General features: G+C 74.7%; 17 protein-coding genes and 1 pseudogene. 10 read left to right on the top strand and 8 right to left on the bottom strand.

Features of this window, described 5'->3' with window-relative positions; genetic code table 11:
- The first annotated feature begins 6 nt into the window (after nucleotides 1–6).
- The 5 genes from O7600_RS06650 to O7600_RS06630 all read left to right on the top strand — a co-directional run bounded on the left by O7600_RS06650 (nucleotide 7) and on the right by O7600_RS06630 (nucleotide 5610).
- Nucleotides 7–534: a 2'-5' RNA ligase family protein gene (locus O7600_RS06650; protein ID WP_281592800.1), complete on the top strand. Its 528-nt coding sequence runs from the start codon at nucleotides 7–9 to the stop codon at nucleotides 532–534.
- Between the two features lie 206 nt (nucleotides 535–740).
- The gene (locus O7600_RS06645; protein ID WP_281592799.1) at nucleotides 741–1565 is read left to right on the top strand and encodes an ABC transporter ATP-binding protein; all 825 of its coding nucleotides are present in this window, start codon (nucleotides 741–743) and stop codon (nucleotides 1563–1565) included.
- 29 nt (nucleotides 1566–1594) lie between these two features.
- The gene (locus O7600_RS06640; protein WP_281592798.1) at nucleotides 1595–2581 is read left to right on the top strand and encodes an iron-siderophore ABC transporter substrate-binding protein; all 987 of its coding nucleotides are present in this window, start codon (nucleotides 1595–1597) and stop codon (nucleotides 2579–2581) included.
- Nucleotides 2578–4671, top strand: a complete 2094-nt coding sequence (locus O7600_RS06635) for an iron ABC transporter permease (RefSeq protein WP_281592797.1) — start codon at nucleotides 2578–2580, stop codon at nucleotides 4669–4671. The genes O7600_RS06640 and O7600_RS06635 overlap by 4 nt, the downstream gene beginning before the upstream one ends.
- A 33-nt stretch (nucleotides 4672–4704) precedes the next feature.
- On the top strand, nucleotides 4705–5610 hold the full coding sequence (locus O7600_RS06630) for a siderophore-interacting protein (protein ID WP_281592796.1): 906 nt from the start codon (nucleotides 4705–4707) through the stop codon (nucleotides 5608–5610).
- A gap of 45 nt (nucleotides 5611–5655) precedes the next feature.
- Here the strand turns inward: O7600_RS06630 and O7600_RS06625 are convergent, their stop codons facing one another.
- The 7 genes from O7600_RS06625 to O7600_RS06595 all read right to left on the bottom strand — a co-directional run bounded on the left by O7600_RS06625 (nucleotide 5656) and on the right by O7600_RS06595 (nucleotide 14343).
- Entirely contained in the window at nucleotides 5656–7167 is a 1512-nt protein-coding gene (locus tag O7600_RS06625; protein ID WP_281592795.1) for an MFS transporter, read from the bottom strand.
- A complete protein-coding gene (locus O7600_RS06620) occupies nucleotides 7164–8948 on the bottom strand; it encodes an IucA/IucC family siderophore biosynthesis protein (RefSeq protein WP_281592794.1) in 1785 nt (594 codons plus the stop codon). Before O7600_RS06620 ends, O7600_RS06625 begins: the two co-directional genes overlap by 4 nt.
- Nucleotides 8945–9514, bottom strand: a complete 570-nt coding sequence (locus O7600_RS06615) for a GNAT family N-acetyltransferase (RefSeq protein WP_281592793.1) — start codon at nucleotides 9512–9514, stop codon at nucleotides 8945–8947. The genes O7600_RS06620 and O7600_RS06615 overlap by 4 nt, the downstream gene beginning before the upstream one ends.
- Nucleotides 9511–10785, bottom strand: coding sequence for a lysine N(6)-hydroxylase/L-ornithine N(5)-oxygenase family protein (locus O7600_RS06610; RefSeq protein ID WP_281592792.1), 1275 nt, complete (start codon nucleotides 10783–10785; stop codon nucleotides 9511–9513). The genes O7600_RS06615 and O7600_RS06610 overlap by 4 nt, the downstream gene beginning before the upstream one ends.
- A 24-nt stretch (nucleotides 10786–10809) precedes the next feature.
- Entirely contained in the window at nucleotides 10810–12324 is a 1515-nt protein-coding gene (locus tag O7600_RS06605) for an aspartate aminotransferase family protein (protein WP_281592791.1), read from the bottom strand.
- A 67-nt stretch (nucleotides 12325–12391) separates the two neighbouring features.
- On the bottom strand, nucleotides 12392–13633 hold the full coding sequence (locus tag O7600_RS06600) for an MFS transporter (RefSeq protein ID WP_281592790.1): 1242 nt from the start codon (nucleotides 13631–13633) through the stop codon (nucleotides 12392–12394).
- Nucleotides 13633–14343 carry a siderophore-interacting protein gene (locus tag O7600_RS06595; protein ID WP_281592789.1) on the bottom strand — a complete coding sequence of 237 codons (711 nt, stop codon included), beginning with the start codon at nucleotides 14341–14343 and terminating at the stop codon, nucleotides 13633–13635. The genes O7600_RS06600 and O7600_RS06595 overlap by 1 nt, the downstream gene beginning before the upstream one ends.
- A 54-nt stretch (nucleotides 14344–14397) precedes the next feature.
- Between O7600_RS06595 and O7600_RS06590 the strand changes: the two are divergent.
- The 3 genes and pseudogenes from O7600_RS06590 to O7600_RS06580 all read left to right on the top strand — a co-directional run.
- Nucleotides 14398–16440, top strand: a pseudogene (locus O7600_RS06590) (penicillin acylase family protein); the annotation flags it as partial.
- 51 nt (nucleotides 16441–16491) lie between these two features.
- Entirely contained in the window at nucleotides 16492–17049 is a 558-nt protein-coding gene (locus O7600_RS06585; RefSeq protein ID WP_281594082.1) for a GNAT family N-acetyltransferase, read from the top strand.
- 146 nt (nucleotides 17050–17195) lie between these two features.
- Nucleotides 17196–18362, top strand: a complete 1167-nt coding sequence (locus O7600_RS06580; protein ID WP_281592788.1) for a low temperature requirement protein A — start codon at nucleotides 17196–17198, stop codon at nucleotides 18360–18362.
- A 7-nt stretch (nucleotides 18363–18369) separates the two neighbouring features.
- Here the strand turns inward: O7600_RS06580 and O7600_RS06575 are convergent, their stop codons facing one another.
- Nucleotides 18370–20619 (bottom strand): hypothetical protein, encoded by a 2250-nt coding sequence (locus O7600_RS06575; RefSeq protein WP_281592787.1) that lies wholly within the window; start codon nucleotides 20617–20619, stop codon nucleotides 18370–18372.
- A gap of 158 nt (nucleotides 20620–20777) precedes the next feature.
- Here O7600_RS06575 and O7600_RS06570 point away from each other — a divergent pair, with 158 nt between their 5' ends.
- Both O7600_RS06570 and O7600_RS06565 read left to right on the top strand, forming a co-directional pair.
- Nucleotides 20778–21479 (top strand): DUF1223 domain-containing protein, encoded by a 702-nt coding sequence (locus O7600_RS06570; protein ID WP_281592786.1) that lies wholly within the window; start codon nucleotides 20778–20780, stop codon nucleotides 21477–21479.
- The gene (locus O7600_RS06565; protein ID WP_281592785.1) at nucleotides 21479–22381 is read left to right on the top strand and encodes a redoxin; all 903 of its coding nucleotides are present in this window, start codon (nucleotides 21479–21481) and stop codon (nucleotides 22379–22381) included. Before O7600_RS06570 ends, O7600_RS06565 begins: the two co-directional genes overlap by 1 nt.
- Nucleotides 22382–22419 lie beyond the last annotated feature (38 nt).

Raw genomic sequence — 22419 nt, 5'->3', positions numbered from 1 at the left:
GTGGCGATGGAGCCGACCGAGACCGCCCTGATCGTCGCCGTGCCCGAGGCCGAGCGGGCCGTGGGACGCTTCCGATCCGCCCTGGACCGCGCGGCCGGCTGGGGAGTGCCCGCTCATGTGACCGTGCTCTACCCGTTCCTGACCCCGGACCGGATCACCGACGACGTGCTCGCCACCCTGAGCCAGATCTTCGAAGCCACACCGCGGTTCGACATCTCGTTCCCGGAGGTCAAGTGGTTCGGAGACACCGTGGTCTGGCTCTCGCCGCAGCCGGATGGCGGGTTGCGCCACCTCACCGCGGCCGTCTGGCAGCGGTTCCCCGAGGCCCCGCCGTATGCCGGCGCCCATGCCGACGTCGTACCGCACCTGACCATCGGCCACGACGCCCCGAAGCACGTCCTGGCCGAAGCCGCCGAGGTGGTCGCCGGCCACCTGCCCATCCGCGCCACAGTCGACGCGGTCCAGCTCATCGCCGGGGCGCCGGAACCCGACTCCTGGCACCCGCTGCGCGAGTTCCGGCTCGGCACGGCATAGCGCCGCGCCGAGGTGTCCGCCACCTCGGACGGCCTACCCCGTTGCGGGCCGGCGCCGGACTTCGACCGCAGGCACGCGCACGGGTCGAGTGGGGGCGACAGTCCGATCACGCCGCACGTCGGAGGTCGACGCGTGCCGCGTTCACCGAGGTGGGGACGGGGGAGCGGCTTGACAACGCGATCGGAGTTTAGGTTAGCCTTACCTTTGTGACGAGCGGAACGGTCCGGGCCGACGGCCTGTCGGGCAGCCGGTTGCGCCTGGGCTACCACGGCGCCACGGTGGTGCACGACGCCGCCATCACGCTGCGGCCGGCGGCCGTGACCGCGCTGGTCGGCCCGAACGGCAGCGGCAAGTCGACATTGCTGCGCGGGCTGGCCCGCCTGCACCCGCTGGAGCACGGCGAGGTCGTGCTCGCCGACGGCACCCCGGCCCGGGCGCTGTCCCCCCGGGACTTCGCCCGCCGGGTCACCCTGCTGGCGCAGAGCCGCCCCACCCCGAGCGGGGTCACCGTCCGGGACGTGGTCGGCTACGGCCGGCACCCGTACCGCGGGCGGTGGCGGGCCGGCGACCCGGACGGGCCGGCGGCGGTCGAGCGGGCCATGGCGGTCACCGGCGTCGAGGCGATGACCGACCGACCGGTCGACGAGCTGTCCGGCGGTGAGCTGCAACGCGTCTGGCTGGCCACCTGCCTGGCCCAGGACACCTCGGTCCTGCTGCTGGACGAGCCGACCACGTTCCTCGACCTGCGCTACCAGGTGGAGATCCTCGACCTGGTGCGCGACCTCGCCGACACCGCCGGCGTCGCCGTCGGCGTGGTGCTGCACGACCTCAACCAGGCCGCCGCCGTCGCCGACCGCGTGGTGCTCCTGCACTCCGGCCGGGTCCGCGGCAGCGGCGCCCCGCGCGAGGTGCTCACCGAGGCGGCGCTCACCGAGGCGTACGGCATCCGCGTCGAGGTGACCGTCGACCCGGCCACCGGCCTGCTCTCCACCCGTCCCGTCGGCCGGCACACCAGCCGTGCCACCGCCTGAACCCGTTCCTGCCCACAGAAGAGAAACCGATGTTGCGTACCCGCCTGACCCTGCTGGTCGCCGCCGCGACCGCGCTGCTGATCGCCGGCTGCGGCACCACCGAGACGCCCGCCGCCGCACCGTCCGCCTCCGACACCGCCGCCACCGGCCCGGTCACCGTCACCGACAGCCGCGGCAAGGCGATCACCCTGAAGAACCCGGCCACCAAGGTCGTCGGCCTGGAGTGGGGTGAGGTCGAGATGCTCGTCGGCCTCGGCGTGATGCCGGTCGGCGTGGCCGACCCCAAGGGCTACGCCACCTGGGTCACCGCCGCACCGCTCGACGCGAGCGCCAAGGACGTCGGCACCCGGGGCGAGCCGAGCGTCGACGCCGTCGTCGCGCTCCAGCCCGACCTGGTGGTGATGGAGGCCGAGCGCGGCTCCGCGATCGTCCCCCAGTTGGAGAAGTACGTGCCGGTGCTGGTCACCGAGGGCAGCGACGCGGCCGACAACATCGGCCGGATGCGCTCCGACCTGACCATGATCGCCACCGCCACCGGCCGTACCGCCCAGGCGGAGAAGCTGCTCGCCGACTTCGACGCCGCCCTCGCCGACGGCCGCAAGAAGATCGCCGACGCCGGCGCGGCCGGCCGGCAGTTCGCCTTCGCCGACGGATGGAAGGAGGGCAGCACCGTCTCGGTCCGGATGTTCGGCCAGGGCGCGCTCGTCTCCCAGCTCGGCATCCAGCTCGGTCTGAAGAACGCCTGGACCGGCAAGACCGACGCGATGTGGGGCCTGGGCCAGACCGACGTCGAGGGACTCACCGTCCTCAAGGGTCAGGACGTGCACTTCTTCTACAACGCCTCGGACGGGCAGGACGTCTTCGCCGACGGGCTGGCCGGCAACGCGATCTGGCGTTCGCTGCCGTTCGTGCAGCAGAACAAGCTGCACAAGATGCCCAACGGCATCTGGACCTTCGGCGGCCCGCTCTCCGCCCGGCAGTACGTCGACCAGCTCGTCACGGTCTACACGGCTTGAGCCAGACGATCGCCCCGCCGGGGCCGGCCACCCGGCCGGCCCCGCTCGGGCCACCGCCCGCCCGCCGCCGGGTCGCCGGCGCGTTCCTGCTCGCCGCCGCGCTGCTCGTCGCGATCACCGCCGTGCACCTCACCCAGGGCACCTCGTCGGTGGGGGCGACCGACCTGCTCCGGCTGCTCACCGGCGCCGACGACGAGACCGCCCGGGTGCTGGTCGCCTCCCGGCTGCCCCGCCTGCTCACCGGCCTGGCCGTCGGCGTCGCGCTCGGCTTCGCCGGCGCGGCGTTGCAGTCGACCACCCGCAACCCGCTCGCCTCACCCGACACGCTCGCCGTCAACGCCGGCGCGCACCTGGCGATCGTCGCCACCGCCGCGTTCGGGATCGCCCTTCCGGCGCTGCCCGCCGGCGGGCTCGCGTTCTGCGGCGGCCTCGCCGCCGCCTGCCTGGTGATGCTGCTGTCCGCCGGCGGCCAGTCCGCGACGACCCGGCTGATCCTCGCCGGCTCGGCCACCGCGATGGCCCTGGCCTCGCTCACCATGCTGCTCCTGCTGCTCTTCGAGCAGGCCACCATCGGCCTGTTCGCCTGGGGCAACGGCTCCCTCGTGCAGGGCGACCTGGTCGCGTTCACCCAGCTCGCCCCGGTGGTCGGCGTCGCCGCGCTGGTGCTCGTGGCGCTCGGCCGCCGGCTGGACCTGCTCGCCCTCGGCGACGACACCGCCACCGTGCTCGGGCTGGACGTGCGCCGGACCAGGCTCACCGTGGTGCTGCTCGCCGTCCTGCTCTCCGCCGCCGCGGTCACCCTGGCCGGGCCGATCGGCTTCGTCGGGCTCGGCGCGCCGGTGATCGTCCGGCTGCTCGGCCGGTGGGTGCCCGAGGTGCACCGGCACCGGGTGCTGCTGCCCCTGTCCGGCATGGTCGGCGTGGTCGTGGTGCTCGGCTCCGACGTGCTGCTGCGGGCCGTGCTCGGCGGGCAGGCCGGCGTGGACGTGCCGACCGGCGTGGTCACCACGCTCTTCGGCGCGGTGCTGCTGGTCTGGCTGGCCCGCCGGCACCGCGACGCCGGGCCCACCCGGCAACCTCCGGGCGGGCACGCGGCCGTGCGCTCCCGCGCCTTCCACGTCGCCGTCGTCACCGTCTGCGCGGTGGCGGCCGGCACGGCCCTGGTGGTGGGCATGCTGGCCGGGGACACCGGGGTGCTGCTCGGCGACATCGTCAACTGGCTGCGGGGCCGCACCGGCCCGGCGTACACCTTCGTGCTGGACGCCCGGTGGCCGCGCGTCGCGGCGGCGCTGCTGGCCGGCGCGGCGCTCGCGCTGGCCGGCACCACCGTGCAGGCGGTGTGTCGCAACCCGCTGGCCGAGCCGGGCATCCTCGGCATCACCGGCGGGGCCGGTATCGGCGCGGTGTCGCTGCTGACGTTCGCCCCGACGGCCGGCGTGGCCGCGCTCTCCGGCGCCGCCGGTCTCGGCGCGGTCGCCGCGTTCGCGCTGGTCTACGGGCTGGCCCGGCACCGCGGCCTCAACTCCGACCGGCTGGTGCTGATCGGCTTCGCGGTCTGGCAGGGCGGCGCCGCGGTGATCACGTTCATCGTGGTGTCCTCCGACCCGTGGAACACCGGCAAGGCGTTGACCTGGCTGTCCGGCTCCACCTACGGGCGCACCGCGCCGCAGGTGCTGCCGGTGGCGGTCGCGCTGCTGGTCGCCGTCCCGGTGGTGATCGGGATCCGCCGCGAACTCGACCTGCTCGCGTTGGACGACGACACGCCCCGGGTGCTCGGCGTCCGGCTGGAGCGCGCCCGGCTGGTCGCGCTCGGCCTGGCCGCGCTGCTCACCGCCACGGCCGTGTCGGCGGTCGGCGTGATCGGCTTCGTCGGCCTGGTCGCGCCGCACGCCGCCCGGGCGCTGGTCGGCGGCCGGCACACCCGCGTCGTGCCGGTGGCGGTGCTGCTCGGCGCGACCCTGGTCAGCCTCGCCGACACGCTCGGCCGCACCGTCATCGCGCCCGCGCAGATCCCCGCCGGCCTGGTCACCGCGCTGGTCGGCACCCCCTACTTCGTCTGGCTGCTGTGGCGCTCCCGCGCCGCCCGTTGAGCACACCCCGCGATCCCGAGAGGACATCTGTCGATGACGAGCACCCTGGCCGCCGCTCCCTGGCGCGTGTTCACCGTCGAGGTACGCGCGTTGCGGCGGCTCGGCCCGTCGTTCCTGCGCGTGACGTTCGCCGGGCCGGACCTGGACCGGTTCGCCGACAACGGCTACGACCAGCGGATCAAGCTGGCCCTGCCGGCGGTCGAGGGGGCGTCGGCGGAGCTGCCCGCCGGACCCGACTGGTACCAGCGGTGGCGGGACCTGCCGGCGGAGCGGCGCAGCCCGGTCCGCACCTACACCGTCCGGGCGGTCCGCCCGCAGGTGTCCGAGGTGGACGTGGACATGGCGCTGCACGGCGACGGCGGCCCGGCCACCCGGTGGGCGCGGCGCGCCCGGCTCGGGGACCGGCTCGCCATGGTCGGCCCGGACGCCGGCTGGCCGGGCGTGCACGGCGGCGTCGAGTTCACCCCGCCGGCCGGCGCGACGCTGCTGCTGGCCGGCGACGAGACCGCCGCGCCGGCGATCTGCGCGATCCTGGAGCGGCTGCCCGCCGACGCGTGCGGGCACGCGGTGGTGGAGGTGCCGGAGCCGGGCGACGAGCTGCCCTGCCGCGCCCCGGCCGGCGTCACCGTGACCTGGCTGCCCCGCGCCGGAGCGACGCACGGCAGCCGGCTCACCCCGGCCGTCACCGGCCTCGCCGACCGGCTGCTGCCCACCCCGGCCGCACCGGCCCCCGCCGCGCCACTGGCCGAGGTGGACGTGGACCGGGAGATCCTCTGGGAGGTGCCGCAGCGCCCCGACGGCGCCCCGCTCTACGCCTGGCTGGCCGGCGAGGCGGCGGTGATCCGTGGCCTGCGCCGGCACCTGGTCACCGACCGGGGCGTCGACCGCCGGGCGGTGGCGTTCATGGGCTACTGGCGGGCCGGCCGCGCCGAGTCCTGAGCCCGGTCGACCCGGCCGCAGGCCGCCTGCCGGTTCGATCCGGCGTCAGGCCGACAGCCGGTCGGCCCGGTGCAGCAGGGCGGCCGCGACCAGGCCGCCCACCAGGACCGCCACCGCGCCCACCGTCTGGCCGGTCCGCAGGGCCTCGGCGAAGGCGGCGGTGACCACCTCCCGGTCCGGGCCGGCGGCGGCCAGCGCCGCCGGGAACGAGCCGTCGCCGGCCAGCGCGGCCGGCAGCAGCGCGCCGAACCGGGCGTTGAGCACCGCGCCCAGCACCGCGACGCCGAGGCTGCTGCCGACCTCGGTCATGGTGCCGTCCACGCCGGCCCCCGCGCCCGCCTTGTCGGTGGGGATCGCGCTCATCACCGCCTCGACGATCGCCGGGTTCGCCAACGCGCACCCGGCGCCCATCACCAGCAGCCCGGCCAGCAGCGTGCCGTAGCCGTCGGCCGGGCCATGCGTGACCAGCGCCAGGCCGCCGGCCAGCAGGGTCATCCCGACCGCGATCGCGGTCGGCCGCCCGAGCCGGCGGATCACCGACGCGGCCACCCCGCCGGCGGTGAGCACCACGATGGACAACGCGAACGGCGCCATCCGCAGCCCCGCCTCCCAGGCCGGGTAGCCGCGGACGAACTGGAGGTGCTGGGTGAGCAGGAACAGCGCGCCGGTGGCGCCGAACGTGATCAGCACGACGCCGCAGACCGCGCCGACGAAACGGCGATCCCGGAAAAAGCGCATGTCCAGCATCGGGTGGGCGACCCGCCGTTCCCAGCCGACGAACGCCGCCAGCAGCAGCACTCCGGCCGCGGCCGCGCCGAGCACCGCAACCGACGCCCAGCCGCGTTCGGGACCGGAGATGATCGCCCAGACGATCGCGGTCAGGCCGCCGGTGGACAGCGCCACGCCGCCCAGGTCGAGCGGCCCGCCGGCCGGATCCCGCGACTCCGGGACCAGCGCCCGGACGGCGAGCAGGCACATCAGCACGACCGGGACGTTCAGCAGGAAGATCGCGCCCCACGGCAGGTGCGCCAGGACGAACCCGCCGATCGGCGGGCCGGCGGCGAAGCCCAGGGCGCTGGTGGCCGCCCAGACCCCGATCGCACGGGACCGTTCGGCGGCGTCGAAGACCTGCATGGCCACGGCCAGGGTGGCGGTGACCAGCAGCGCGCCGCCCACGCCCATGCCGGCCCGGGCGGCGATCAGCTGCTCGGCGGTGCGGGCCAGCCCGGCCGCCGTCGAGCCGAGCCCGAACAGCACCAGCCCGACCAGCAGCATCCGCCGCCGCCCGTACCGGTCGGCCGCGCTGCCGGCACTCAGCAGCAGTCCGGACAGCACCAGCGCGTACGCGTTGATCATCCACTGCACGTCGGCGGTGCCGGCGTCCAGCTCGACCGTGAGCACCGGCACCGCCACGGTCAGCACGGTGTTGTCCAGCACCACCACCAGTTGGGCCAGGCAGAGCACGGCCAGGATCAGCCAGCGGTGCGGCACCGGAGCCGGGGTGGCCCGGTCGGCGTCCACCGTCGCCGGATCGGCGCTCGTCGGCTCGGCGCTCATGGTGTCGGCGCGAAGTGGGCGAGCGGGTTGACCAGCGTGCCGGCGAACTGCAGCGCGGCGGACGGGTCGGTCAGGTCCACCATCTGCTGGTTGTTGCGCAGCTGGAGCCGGTTGAGGCAGGAGAGCGTGAACTCCGGCGCGAACAGGTCGTACCGGCGCATCCGCTCGGCCAGGTGCGGCACCGTGGCCGCGTAGTCGGTGGCGCACTCGGCGACGGTGCGCCAGAAGTCGTCCTGGTCGAGCACGCCCTCGGTGTGCAGGGCGGCGCTCAGGTGCCGCAGGAAGCAGTCGAAGACGTCGGTGAAGATGGACAGGATCTTCTCGTCCTCTCCGATCGCGGCCCGCACCCGCCGCACCCGCTCCGGCAGGTCGGCCTCCGGGTCCATCACCACGATCTCCTCGGCGATGTCCTTGAAGACCACCCGCTGCACCACGTCGCCGTCGAGCACCAGGATGACGTTCTCGCCGTGCGGCATGAAGGCCAGGTCGTGGGCGTACAGGCTGTGCAGCAGCGGCACCAGGTAGGCGTCCAGGTAGCGGCGCAGCCAGCGCGCCGGCGGCAGGCCTGACCGGGCGATCAGCGCTGCCGCCAGCGAGCGGCCGTCCCGGTCGAGGTGCAGCAGCGAGGCCATGGTGGCCAGTCGCCGCCCGGGTTCCAGGCCGGGCACCGGGCTCTCCCGCCAGAGCGCGGCCAACATCTTCCGGTACGGCGACCCGGGGGCGGTCGCCGCCTCGTACTGCCGGTGCCGGTAGCCGATCGCGGCCCGCTCCCGGATGATCGACAAGCCGGTGCGCGTGAGCACCGGGTCGTTCTCGATCAGGTCGGCCAGCCAGTCGTTGATCGCGGGCGTGGCCTCCATGTACGCGGCGGACAGCCCGCGCATGAAGCCCATGTTGAGCACCGACAGCGCGGTCTTGACGTAGTGCTTCGCCGGGTCGCTGACGTTGAAGAACGTGCGGATGGACTGCTGGGCCAGGTAGTCGTCCGGCCCCTCGCCGAGGCAGACCAGCCGGCGTCGGGCCACGTCGCCGGCGAAGGTGACCGCGAGCCTGTTCCACCACTGCCACGGGTGCACCGGGATCAGCAGGTAGTCGGCTGGGTCGAGGCCGAGCGCGGTGAGCGTGGCGGTGAACCCGGCGAGGGTCTCCTGGCCCAGTTCGGCGCGGACGAGCGTGTCGTAGTCTAGGTCGGCGGCGCAGGTGAACGTGGTGTGGTCGCGGTGCGCGGCCAGCCACAGCAGCCGTACCGGCGCGGCGGTCTCCGGGGCGTAGCGGTGGTATTCGTGCACGCCGAAGCCGATCCGCCCGTTGTTGGCCACGAAGCAGGGGTGACCCTCGGTCATCTGCGTCTCGATGGTCTGGAAGTCCGCGCCGGCCAGCTCGGCGGCGGTCACCGCGGGTTTGCCCAGCTTGTACGCGGTGCCCGCGAGGGTGGAGGTGATCTCCTCCAGGTAGACGGGCAGGATCGCGTCGGTGAGGCCGAGCGCGGCGCGCAGCTCCAGGCACAGGTCGACCGCGTCGGGCGGCAGCTCCGCGCCGTCGCGGCGCCTGGTGATGCTGGCGGCGTCGACCTGCCAGTGGTCCAGCGCCAGCCGCTGCGCGGCGAACCGGTACTCCACCGTGCCGTCGTCGCTGCGGACGACCCACCGCCCGGGGCCGGCCGGCTCGGGGGTGATCAGGCGCTCGTGGGCGAACTCGGCGAGCGCCTTGCGCACCAGCAGCCGGTTGGCCGTCGCCCACGCCTCGGGGGTCAGGTGGTCCACGGACGCGGCGGGGTTCACGGGGTCGCCTCTCCCCGGGCCGCGGCCCGGAATCGTTCCCGGGTGCAGACGCTGAGCAGCGCGTCCTTCTCCGGCTTGCGGATCTCGCCGACGACGGTGAAGCCGACGGCGGCGTTGAGCGCGTGCACGGCGGTGTTGCGCACGTCCGGCTCCACCACTACCCGCCGGGTCGCCGGGTCGGCGAAGAGCCAGGCCATCACCGTGGTGAGCACGGCGCGGGTGAAGCCGTGCGTGGGCGTGTCGGTGGGCGCGCAGAGGAAGTGCATGCCCACGTCGCCGGGCTCCGGGTCGTAGAGGCCGACCAGCTCCACCCGGGCCGGGTCGTACCGTTCGGCCAGGAACGCCGGCCGGCCGCGCCACGAGCCGAGGTACGCGTCGTGGTGCGGGTGGGCGGCGATGCGCCGGTACTCCTCGGCGACGCCGGCCACGTCGGCGTCCTGCATGAGCCAGAACGCGGCCTTCGGGTGGGTGACCCAGCCCTGCAGCAGCGCCGCGTCGGCGTCGGGGTCCAGCGGGCGCAGCGTGAACTCGCCGAGCCGCTCGTCTCGGCGGGTGAAGACGCTCATGCGGGCGCCCCGAACTCCTGGAACGCGATCGACTTCTCGATCGGGTAGTGCTCCCGGCCGGTCAGCTCCCGGATGATCCACGAGTTGCGGTAGGGCCCCATGCCCAGGTCGGGCGAGGTGATGCTGTGCGTATGGGTGCCGCCGTTCTGCAGGAACACGCCCCGGCCGGTGTGGTCGACGCTGTAGTTGCGGGCCACGTCGAAGCGGCCGTGGGCGTCGAAGCGGAGCCGGTCGCGCACCGGGGCGAGGAACTCCGGCACCCGGTAGTGGTAGCCGGTCGCCAGGACGAGGCCCTCGGTGTCCAGCGTGAACGCGCGGTCCTGCTCGGTGTGGCGCAGCCCGAGCCGGTAGCGGCCGTCGGCGTACGCGGCGTCGACCAGTTCGGTGTTGGTCAGCAGCCGGGTCGGCGCCGGCCCGTGCAGGCTCTTCGCGTAGAGGGTGTCGTAGATGTCGTTGATCAGGTCGGCGTTGATGCCCTTGAACAGCGGCTTCTGCGCGGCTTCCAGCCGGTAGCGGGTCGGCTCGGGCAGCGCGTGGAAGTAGTCCACGTAGTCCGGTGAGGTCATCTCCAGCGTCAGCTTGGTGTACTCCAGCGGGAAGAACCGGGGCGAGCGGGTCACCCAGGTGAGCTGGTAGCCGTACGTGTCGATGTCGCTCAGCAGGTCGTGGTAGATCTCGGCCGCGCTCTGCCCGCTGCCGACGACGGTGATGCTGCGCTTGGCGCGCAGCGCCTCCCGGTGCTCCAGGTAGCGGGAGTTGTGGGTCAGGTCGCCGCCCAGGCCGGCGCAGGCGGGCGGCAGGTACGGCGGGGTGCCGGTGCCGAGCACCAGGTGCCGGGCCCGGTGGGTGACCGGCCCGTCCGGCGTGTCGGCGCGTACCACGTAGCGGTCGTCGGTCTCGTCGTACCCGACGCTGGTGACGGCGTGCCGGAAGCGCAGGTTCGGCAGCTTGGCGGCGGCCCACCGGCAGTAGTCGTTGTACTCGGCGCGCAGGGGGAAGAAGCTCTCCCGGATGTAGAACGGGTAGAGCCGCCCGGCCTCCTTCAGATAGCTGAGGAACGAGTACGGCGAGGTCGGGTCCGCGAGCGTGACCAGGTCGGCGATGAACGGCGTCTGCAACCGGGTCGATTCGAGCAGCATCCCGGGGTGCCAGTCGAAGTCGTCGCGCGCCTCCAGGAACAGCCCGTCGAGGTCGTCGATCGGTGCGGTGAGGCAGGCCAGGCCGAGGTTGTACGGGCCCAGCCCGACGGCGATGAAGTCGTGGGTCGACATGGGGTTCTTTCTTCTCGGGCCGGATCAGCCGACCGGGCAGGACAGCTCGGCGGTGGCCGCGGTCCGGGCGTACCAGGCGGCGTGGTCGGCGATCAGGTCGCGCACGTGGGCGATGTCGTCGACGGTGGTCTCGGGGTTGAGCAGGGTGAGCTTCAGCCAGTGCGCGCCGTCGACCTTGGTGCCGGCGACCAGGGCCGCGCCGGAGGTGGCCAGCGCCTCGCGGGCGTGCAGGTTGGCCTCGTCGACCAGGTTCGGGTCGGCGCCGGGCGGCAGGTGGCGGAAGACGACGGTGCTCAGCTGGGACGGGGCCGCGACCTCGAACCGGGGGTCGGCGTCGAACAGCCGCCAGGCCTCGGCCGCGAGGTCGACCACCTGGTCGAAGAGCGCGCCGATCGCGTCCGGCCCCATGATCCGCAGGGTCAGCCAGAGCTTGCACGCGTCGAAGCGGCGGGTGGTCTGGATGCTCTTGTCGACCTGGTTCGGGATGCCCTGCTCGACCGCGCGGGCCGGGTTGAGGTAGTCGGCGTGCCAGGTGGCGTGGCGCAGCACCCGGCCGTCGCGGACCAGCAGCGCGCTGGAGCTGACCGGCTGGAAGAACGACTTGTGGTAGTCGACGGTGACCGAGGCCGCCCGCTCGATGCCGTCGAGCAGGTGCCGGCGGGTGGGGGAGACCAGCAACCCGCAGCCGTACGCGGCGTCGACGTGCATCCAGACGCCGGCGGCGGTGCAGATGTCGGCGATCTCGGGCAGCGGGTCGATGGTGCCGAAGTCGGTGGTGCCGGCGGTGGCGACGACGGCCATCACCACCTGCCCGTCGCGCCGGCAGCGGTCGATGGTGCGGGCGAGTTCATCGGTGCGCATTCGGCGGCCGGGGTCGGTGGGCACGGTGAGCACCGCGTCGGCGGACAGGCCGAGCAGCTTGGCCGCCTTCTGCACGCTGAAGTGACCGGCGGCGGAGGTGATGATCCGCAACCGGGCCAGCACCTCCGGCCGGGCCGGGCGGGTGGCCGCGCCACCGACCACCCGGCGGTAGGCCTCCTCCCGGGCCAGCAGCATGGCCTGCAGGTTCGACTGGGTGCCGCCGCTGGTGAACACGCCGTCGGCGGTGGCGCCGAGACCGATCCGTCCGGCCGTCCACTCGATCAGGCGCCGCTCCATCAGCGTGGCGCCGACACTCTGGTCCCAGGTGTCCAGCGAGGAGTTGACCGCGCTGAGCACCGCCTCGCCGAGCAGCGCCGGGATGACCACCGGGCAGTTCAGGTGGGCCAGGTAGCGCGGGTGGTGGAAGTAGACCGCGTCGCGCAGCCAGACGTCGTGCAGCTCGTCCAGGGCGGCGTCGGTGTCGCCGAGCGGCCGGTCCAGGTCGATCGCGCCGACCACCGGGGCGAGCGCCTCCGGCGTCACGCCGGTGAACGGTCGGTCGGCCGCGCCCACCCGGCGGGCGACGCGGTCGACGCCGCGCGCCAGCACGTCCCGGTACCGCCCGAGCGAGCCGGCGTTGAACAGGTGGGCGCGCGCTGCGGTGTCGATCGCACTCATGTGACTTCCCGGTCGTCGTGCGGACAGGAGCGCGGCCGGGCCGCGCGGAGATCAGATTAGGTTAGGCTTACCTAACAAGCAAGTCCGGCGCGGCGGGTGTCGGGTGGGCGGGCGCTGCGGACGGCGGGAACCGCCGCTGGTGCGCCACGCCCACCACGACGCCGGCGGCCACCAGCCCGAGCGAGGCCAGCGCCACCGCCGGGTAGCCGAACCGCCCGGCGGCGGTGAGCCCGAGCGAGGCGGCGACGAAGGAGCACACCAGCCCGAACGACGACAGCACGGTGAAGTCGGTGCCCCCGCTGCCCGGCCGGGAGTAGTCCATGTTGACGGTGTAGAGCACCACGTTGGCGATCGTGTACGCGGCCAGGAAGAAGCAGAGCGCGGCGACCGTGCCGCCGAGCGGCGCGCGGCCGTTCATCAGCGGCAGCAACGCCACCGTGGACAGCGCCAGCGTGACCCCACCGGCCACCAGCACGCGGGCCCGACCGAACCGGCCGACGCCGAGGCCCGCGACCAGGCCGGCGACGATCGCCGGCACGCTGGTCACCACGCCGGTCACCACGCCGATCCGGCCCAGCGACCAGCCGGCGTCCACCAGCGCGGGCGTCACCAGCGCGTACGCCATGCCGGCCCCCACGTAGACCAGCGGCACCACGCCGAACGTCCACCACCGGCAGCCGGGCTGGCCGAACACCGACACCAGCGCCCGGTAGGCCGCCCCGATGCGCACGACCCGGTCGGTGCGTTCCGGTTCCCGGAACCGCCACACCACGAGCAGCCCGACCGCGGTCAGCGCGGCCAGCAGGCCGACCGCCGCCGCCCAGCCGAAGCGGTCGTAGATCAGCACGCACGCGCCGCCGCCGAGCAGGTTGCCCAGGTAGCTGGCGGCCACCTGGATGCCGTTGCCGGTGCCCCGGTCGGACGCGGCCAGCAGCCGCACCGCGACCGCGTCGGCGGCGATGTCCTGGGTGGCGGAGAAGAACACGAACGCGGCGCAGATGGCGATGACCGGGCCGAGCTGGTCGGCGGGCCGGGAGAACGGCAGCAGCGCCAGCAGCGTCAGCACCAGGGCGGCCTGCAGCACCAGCAGCCAGGACCGGTAGTGGCCGCGGTGGCGGGAGCCGTAACGGTCCAGGACCGGCGCCCAGAGGAACTTGATCGGCCAGATCAGGCCGACCACCTGGAGCAGCGCCAGGGTGTCCAGCGAGGTGCCGCCGTCGCGCAGGATGGCGGTGAGCCCGACGGTGATGAAGCCGATGCCGAGGTACTGCGTGACGTAGAGCGCGGTCAGCGTGCCGAGGCGGCCCATCAGACGGCCCGCCAGTAGCCGAGCGCGGTGAGCTGGTGCTTGCCGACGCCGAGCGTCCGCCGGACGTGCCGGGTGATGCTGCGGGTGCTGGCCGCCTCGCACGCCACCCAGTAGTGCGCGGTCCCGGCGGCGGGCAGCGCCGCGCAGACCGTGTCGACCAGGTGCCGGCCGTCGTCGCGGCGGGGCACCCAGGTCACCTGGTGGTGCGCCCGGGCGCGCGGGGCGAGCGCCTTCTCGCCCTCGTGGGCGTATTCCAGCCAGACCGTCGCCGGAATGTCCGCGCCGGCGTCGAGGAGGCTGTTCACCGCCGGCAGCGAGGCCGCGTCACCGACCAGGTAGAGGTGCTCGGGCGCCGGGTCCGGCAGCTGGAACGCGCTGCCCTGCACGGTCGCGTCGATGGTGTCGCCGACCTCGGCGTCGGTGGCCCACCGGGCCGCGACGCCGTCGTGGACGGCGAACTCCAGCGTGAACCGTCCGTTCTCCGGGTCCGGGTCGACCAGCGTGTAGGCGCGCTGGTGCGCCCGCCCGTCGTTGTCGAACCAGAGCCGGATCCACATCGTCGGGTGCGTGCCGCACGCGGCCAGCAGCCCACCGTCGTCGAGGAGCAGTCGCTGGTAGTGCCCGTCGACCGATTCGGTGCCCCGCACGGTGAGCCGGAAGTCCCGGCCCCCCATGGCCTTGAGCACCAGGCCCTCCCAGTTCCGTTTCACGCGCCCCTCCAGGTAAGGTCTGCCTCAGTTAGGGGAGGGTAACCTAAGTTGACCATCCGAGGAAATGGCCACCCGACGACGCGTGTCGATCGGGACCCCTGGGGCGTACCCCAGCTCTGGGCCGGCGACGTGGACGCGCTCGCCCGCCTCCAGGGCCGCGTCGCCGCCGAGGACCGGGCCTGGCAGATCAGCGTCGAGCGGTGGCGCGCCGAGGGTCGGCTGGCCGCCCGCGTCGGCGCCGCCGAGCTGCCCTGGGACCGGTTCGCCCGGCGGGCCCGGCTGGACGACACCGCCCGCCGCTGCCACGAGCGACTCGACCCGGCGACCCGCCGGTGGGTCGAGGCGTACGTCGACGGCGTCAACGCCGGCCTCGCCGAGGGCGCCGCCGTCGCACCCGAGTTCGCCGCGACCGGCGCCGCGCCGGAGCCGTGGCAGCCCTGGTCACCGCTGGGCGTCTTCCTCGTCCAGCACGTGCTCTTCTCCACCTTCCCGAACAAGCTCTGGCACGCGCACGTCACGCGCACCCTCGGCCCCGAGGCGATCCGGCTGTTCGCGGTCGAGGGGCCGGCGTCGGCCGGCAGCAACGCCTGGGCGCTGCCCGCCGACCCGGTCACCGGGCGCGGCCCGGTGCTCGCCGGCGACCCGCACCGGCTGCTCGAACTGCCCGGCATCTACCAGCAGGTGCGGCTGGCCTGCCCCGAGTTCGACGTGGTCGGGCTGGCCTTCCCCGGGGTGCCCGGGCTGCCGCACTTCGGCCACACCGGCCACGTCGCCTGGGCCGTCACCAACGCGATGGCCGACTACCAGGACCTCTACCGCGAGCAGCTGCGCCGCGACGGCGACCGGGTGCTGGTGCGGGACGCGGACGACTGGATCCCGGTCCCGCGCCACGTCGAGGAGATCGAGGTCCGCGGCGGCGCGCCGGAACCGGTCGAGGTGATCGAGACGCCCCGCGGCCCGGTGATCGACCACGACCGGCGCACCGGCGAGGCGATCAGTCTGCGTACCCCGAGCCGGGTCGAGGGGCGCCTCGGCTTCGAGGCGCTGCTGCCGCTGCTGCGGGCCCGGGACACCGCCGACGTCGCGGAGGCGCTGTGCCACTGGGTGGAGCCGGTCAACAGCGTGCTCGCCGCCGACACCGGCGGCGCCGTGCGTCGCCTGGTCGCCGGCCTGGTCCCGGTACGCGACGACAGGTGCCGCCGGGAGCCGGTGCCCGGCTGGCGGTCGCGGCACCACTGGCGCGGCGACTACCTGCCGTTGGTGGACGAGAAGGTCGAGGGCGTCGCGGTCTGCGCCAACGACCGGCGCGACGACGTCGCCGCGCACGGGGTCGACTTCGCGCCGCCGCACCGGGCCCGGCGGATCCGGGCGCTGCTCGCCGACGGCGTCGACGCGTCCGCGGTGCACACCGACACCCGACTGCCGGCGACGCCGCTGCACCGGCTGCTCGACCGGCTCGACCCCGACCGGCTCGACGAACCCTCCCGTACGCTGCGCCGGCGGTTGACCGGCTGGGACCGCGCGATGGCCGCCGACTCGGTCGAGGCCGGCGCGTTCGCCGCCTGGCGCGCCGCGCTCGCCCGCCGGCTGCGCGCGCACCCGCGGTTGCGGCCACTGGCCGAGCCGTGCGGGTTCGACGAGCTGTTCGCGCCCTGGACCGACCCGGCGGCACGGATCGGCCTGGCGCTGGACCTCCTGGTCGAGCGGCACGTCGACCTGGGCGTCGACGTCGTGCCGCTCGCCGCCGCCGCGCTGGCCGAGGTGGCCGCCGGTCCGACGCCCGAGCCGTGGGGCCGCCGGCACCTGCTGCACCCGGTGCACCTGGGCGTCGCCGCGCAGACCTCGGCCGCCGTCGCGGCGATGCGGCGGTCGGTGGCGCTCGGCGGCGACACCGACTGCGTGCTGGCCACCTCCAGCGTCCCCGGCGTCTCGGACGCCTGCTGGCGCGGGCCGGTGGCCCGCTACGTGTGGGACCTGACCGACCGGGCGGCCGGCGGCTGGGCCGTCCCGTTCGGCGCCTCCGGCGTCCCCGGCGACCCGCACTTCTCCGACCAACTGCGCCACTGGGCCGCCGGGGACCTGATCCCGCTGCCCACCGGACCGCTGACTCCGGCGCCCGCCGGGTCCCCGACGAAGGACGAGACCACAGTGACCTACCAGGAGCGGATCCCCGACCTCGGCGAGCTGGCGCTGGAGCCGGTGCGCCCCGACCGGCACGCCGCGCTGCTGCACGGCTGGGTCACGTTGCCCCGCAACGCGTTCTGGGGGATGGGGTCGCACACGCTCGACGACGTCCGCGAGGTCTACGCGTTCCTCGACGGGCTGGAGACCCACCACGCCTACCTGATCCTGCTGGACGGGGAACCGGTCGGGCTGTTCCAGACCTACCGCCCGGAGGCGGACCCGGTGGGTGAGCGGTACCCGGTCCGGCCGGGGGACGTCGGGATGCACCTGCTGCTCAACCCACCCCGGGGGCGCGCGCGCGGACTCACCACGGCCGTCGGGCCGGCCCTGGCCCGGTTCCTGCTGCGGGACCCGGCCGCCCGGCGCATCGTGGTGGAGCCGGACGTCCGCAACGAGGCGGCGCTGCGCCGGCTGCGGATCGAGGGTTTCACGTTCGCGTCCGAGATCGACATGCCGGACAAGCGCGCGCAGCTGGCGTTCCTGACCCGGGAGCGGTTCGAGGCGGACCACCCGCCGGCGTGACCGGTACGCTGCCGCGTCGCCGACCAGGCGCGGATCGCGCTCCGCCACCACCGGTGGGCGGATAGCGTGACCGGCATGGAGGGCGGCGTCGGCAGCGCTACCGGGGTGCGCGTCCGGGGCGTTCGGGCCGACCGGGACCGGCGGCGATGAGGGCGGCGGTGTCCCGCCGGCCCGGCGCCGAGCGGGTGGTCACCCCGCTCGAACTCTTCTTCGACCTGGTCTACGCCTTCGCGATCGGGCAGCTCTCGCACCACCTGCTCGCCCACGTCGACCTGCGCACCGGCGCCGAGACCGTGGTCCTGGGCCTCGCTGTCGTCTACGCCTGGTACATGACGGCCTGGGGCACCAACTGGCTGGAGCCCGAGCGCCCGCCGGTGCGGCTGCTCCTCGTCGGCATGATGTTCGCCAGTCTGCTCATGTCCGGCGCGATCGCCGACGCGTTCGACGGCCGCGCCTGGCTGTTCGTCACCGGCTACCTGCTCCTGCAGTTCGGCCGCACCACCTTCCTGATGGTCGCCCTGCGCGGCCGGCCGCTCGGTGGGCACTTCGTCCACGTCGCGGTCTGGGAACTGCTCCTCGGTGTGCTCCTGGCGGCCGGCGCCGCCGTCGGTGGCGACGCGCGCCTGGCGCTCTGGGGCGTCGCCGTGCTCGGCCTGCACGTCGGCGCGTGGAGCCTGCACTGGTTGCCGGGCCCGGGCCGGCGCATCGACCTCGGGCACACCGAGATCGCCGGCCCGCACCTGATCGAGCGTTTCCGGCTCTTCTTCCTCATCGCCCTCGGCGAGACCGTGCTGACCACCGGCCGCGCGTTCAGCGACGCGCCGTTCACGGTCGCGCGTCTGCTCGCCCTGGTGGTCGGCTTCACCGGCTCCGTCGCGCTGTGGTGGTGCTACTTCCGGCGGGCCGAGCGGATCGGGTTCGAGGCGGCGCAGACCGCCGGGAACGCCGGGGTGGTCGGCTGGCGGGGCACCTGGACGCTGACCCTCGCCGTGCTCGCGCTGATCGGGATCGCGGTCGGTGACGAGCTGGCGATCGCCCACCCGGAGGACGCCGGCACGCCCGGTTTCGTCGTGCTCGCGTTCGGCGGGCCGGCGCTGTTCCTGGTGGCCCAGTTCTTCTTCCTGCGCGAGGCGCCCGGCAACGGTCCGCGCTCCCGGCTGCTCGGCGCGGTGGCGCTGGTGCTCCTCGCGGTCGCCACCGCGCCGCTGCCGAGGCTCGCCGGCACCGGCGCCTCGACGCTGGTCCTGGTCGCCGTGGCGGCCTCCGACTCGCTGCGCCGAAGGGACCCGCAGCGGGGAGACCCCGACCGGTGACCCCGGTTCACGAGCCCGACGGCGGGCCCGGCGTGGCACGCAGGAGCCCGGTCAGGTCCCGCACCGCTTCGGCGTACGACCGCTCGGACTCGCACGGCCAGTGTCCCTTGATCGGCGGCGGAACGCTGTCCCCGGGCGGCGCGACCAGCCCGTCGGGGTCGCGGAGGCGACGGTCCACCCCGGCCGGCGGTCCGGTGACGGTCCCCGACGCGCGCGGGCGGTGGGCCGAGAAGACCCAGCCGCCGACCGGATCGGTGTCGCGCCACAGGTTCCGCCACCGCCAACCGACCCGGTCCCCGATCTCCCGCAGCACGGCGTCGTCGACGTACGCCGGGAAGAGCCGGGCGTAGAGCCGCCGCAGCGGCGAGCTGTAGGTGAGCAGCGCGACCCGGTCGCTGACCTCGGGCGGCAGTTGCAGGATCGTGGCGGCGACCAGCACCGAGCCGTGACTGTAGCCGGCCAGCAGCACGCCGTTGCCGCTCTCCACCAGGAAGGTGATGCGCCGGGCCAGCTCCGGCACCGCCCGTTCGGCGTAGCAGGGCGGGGCGAAGGGGTGCGCGGACCGGGGCCAGAACGTGGCGAGGTCCCAGAGCACCCCGACGTGGTGCCGGAACCCGGTGCTGCGATAGGCGAAGATCCCGGCGACGACGAGACCGAGCACGGCCGCCGAGACGGCGTAGCCGCCGGCCCCGATGCCGAACGCGACCAGCCCGGCGGGCACGTGCGTGCGGCGTTCGAGGACCTCGCCCGGCGCCGGCCGCAGCAGGGCCATCGCGGTGGTCGCCGCGCCGACCCCGGCGAGGACGGCGAAGAGCACCGTCAGCGGCACCAGCAGGTCGGTGAACCGGGCCCGGACGATCGCCGTCCGGACCTGCCGGAGCCGGGTCGCCGCCTCGGCCGGCGGCGACGGGAAGTCCCGGGCGACGATCGCCGCAGCGGCCCGCCGTCGCACCGGCCGGGAGAGCAGCGCCACCAGGACGGCGACGAGCAGGGTCACCAGCAGTGCCCGGAAGAAGCCGTAGATGGCCCAGGTGTACGCCCGGGCCGGGCCGGCGATCACGGTGCCGCCCGTGGTCGCGTCCCGGTTTAGCACGTCGGCCGCCCGGTGCACCAGTTCCGCGGAGTACGCCACCGCGAGCCCGGCCGCCGCGGCCGCGACCGCCAGCACGCCCAGCCCGGCCGGCGGCCGGCGTCCCGGCCGGCGGAACCGGTGCCACAGCAGCACGGCGGCCAGGGCGGCCAGCAGCCCGGCGTGGCCGACGAACAGCCAGGTGAGCGTGGAGCCGTAGCCCGGCAGCCCGCCGTCGGGCCGCCAGCGGGTGGGCGCGAGCAGCAGGTGGCCGCCGACCACGACGGTCAGGCCGATCGCGACCGTCCGCACCGCCCGGGCGACCGTGTCCCGCCGCGGGTCGGCGGGGGCCCGGTCGATCAGCGCGGGCGCGCAGACCAGGACCACGCAGGCGGCCAGCACGGCGCCGGCGGCCACCAGCAGCGCGACGGTCATTCTCGGCGTGCCCTGGGCGGCCCGGGCGGCGAGCAGGCTGACGTCGAGCGTGGCGAACGCCGTCGCGACGTGGATCGAGCGCAACCGTCCCATCAACGGCTCGGCGTCCCACTGACCGACGGTGCTCAGCGGATGGGTCGAGGCGGCGCGTTCCGGCGCGCGGAACGCGGTGAAGGAGCGCCCCGGCCGGGTGGCGCCCCACCAGATCAGGCAGATCGCGGCGACCGGGGCGAGCGCGAGTACCACCAGGCGGACCTCGACCGGCCGTCCACCCAGCCAGGACAGCCAGTCGCGGTCGGAGGTGCAGGCCGCCGCGGACATGCACTGCCAGGCGACCAGGTCCAGCGCCACCCCCACGACGGCGAGCACGTACAGCGCGGTGAGGCTCAGGCCGAGCACCCGGCACAGCGGCCGGACCAGCGCGTCGGCGGACCGGTCGCCCGGCCGCATCCACACCGCCACGTTGAGCAGCATGAACGGGAGCAGGAACAGCAGCGACAGGGTGCGTGTCACGGTGCCGGAGGGCAGGTCGTTCCACTGGTACGCCTCCAGCGTCACCCCGTCCGCGCCGTGCTCGTCGGCGTGCCCCGGACGGGGGCGGTAGAAGCCCGCGCTCCGGTCGCCGGCCACCTGCCGCACCAGGGGCCGCTCCAGCACCTGGGCGGCGCCGGCCGAGGAGACGCCGTGCACCCGCAGCTCCACCACCCCGCCGGGCACGACCGGCCGGCCCGGTGGTGCTGCTCCAGCCGACATCGACCCTCCGAGACGCCGCGCCGCCGGCACGGCCCGCCGGGCGCATCGGCCTACCCGCCCCGGTGGTCGACAAACGCCGCCGGCTGTCGTGTGCGGCCCCGCCGGCCGGGTAAGCGCCCGACGCTTGCAGGTCGACATCTTTTGCGAAGGGAGCCCGCATGACCGGCGCCTCGCCCACACGCGACGGCTTCGCCGTCGTGGAGATGTTCACCTCCCAGGGCTGCGACAGCTGCCCCCCGGCCGAGGAGGTGCTGTCCGGGATCGACCGGGACGCGCGCGAGCGGCGAGAGCGGGTGTACACGCTCGGCTTCCACGTCGACTACTGGGACCATCTCGGCTGGGCCGACCCCTACGGCGCGGCCGCACACACCCTGCGGCAGGAGGCGTACGCCCGGGCGTTCGGCTCCGGCGGCCTGTACACCCCGCAGATGATCGTCAACGGGACCGTCGAGTTCGTCGGCTCCGACCGTCGCCAGGCCGCCTCGGCGATCGACGCCGCCCTGGCCACGCCGCCCGGCACCCCGCTGACACTCACCGTCGTCGAGGCGGGCGACCGGCGGGTGGTGCTCGACTACGGCACCGGCGCGCTGCCGGAACAGGCCCGGTTGAACGTGGCGCTGGTCGAGCGCGGCCTGGAGAACGACGTGCCTCGGGGCGAGAACGCCGGACGGCGGCTGCGCCAGGACACGGTGGTCCGCGCGTTCCGCTCCGCCGAGCTGAACGGGGAGCGGGGACGGGTGGAACTCGACGTGTCGACGGCGCCCGACCCCCGGCGCGCCTCGGTGGTCGGCTACGTGCAGCAGGGCGACCGGGCGGTGGTCGGGGCGGCCGCGGTCGACCTCGGCGACGGGAGCCGATGATGACCCGCGCCCCGGTCGCGACCCGGCTGCCGCCGATCACCGTGCGCCGCTGGGTGAACTCCCCGCCGCTGACCCCCGAGGCGTTGCGCGGGCGGGTGGTCCTGGTCGACATCTGGGAGTACACCTGCGTCAACTGGATCCGCACCGCCCCGTACGTCCGGGCGTGGCACCGCGACTACCGGGACCTGGGGCTGACGGTCGTCGGCGCGCACGCGCCCGAGTTCGCGTTCGGCCGGCGGCCGGAGAACATCGACCGGGCGATCCGGGACCACGGACTGACCCACCCGATCGCGATCGACGACGACTTCACGTTCTGGCGTGCCCTGCGCAACGACGCCTGGCCGGCCCGGTACCTCTTCGACGGCGACGGCCGGCTCGTGGACCGGTGGGTCGGCGAGGGCGACTACGACCGGACCGAGGCGGAGATCCGGCGGCTGGTCCAGGCGGCGTCGCCCGGCGCGGCGTTGCCCCCGGTCAGCCCCGAGGTGACGGCGTTCGTCACGACCACGCCACCGACGTACGTCGGCATCACCCCGGAGACCTATCTCGGCGCCGACCGGGGCGTGCCGGGCACGTACGCGCTCACCGGCGACTGGCGGGTCGACGGCGAGTACGTCGAACTCGCCGCCGGGGCCGGCGAACTCGTCCTGCCGTTCACCGCCGGCGAGGTGAACCTGGTGGCCGACCCCGGTCCGGGCGGACCGGTCCCGCTGCGGGTCCTGCTGGACGGGAACCCGGTCGGCGTCGCGCGCGGCCCCGACGTCGACCCGGCGGGCCGGGCCCACGTCGACCGGCCGGCGATGGTCCGTCTGGTGTCCGGCGCGACGCCGGGGGAGCACCGGCTGAGCCTGGTCACCGACCGCCCCGGCTTCCGCGCGTACGTGTTCACGTTCGGACCCTGATCCCGACCGCGGCTGTTCGTCGAGGAGATGCGCGCGGC

This window comes from Micromonospora sp. WMMA1998 (assembly GCF_027497375.1).
Classification (GTDB): domain Bacteria; phylum Actinomycetota; class Actinomycetes; order Mycobacteriales; family Micromonosporaceae; genus Micromonospora; species Micromonospora sediminicola.
This window is presented reverse-complemented; position numbering and strand designations above follow the sequence as displayed.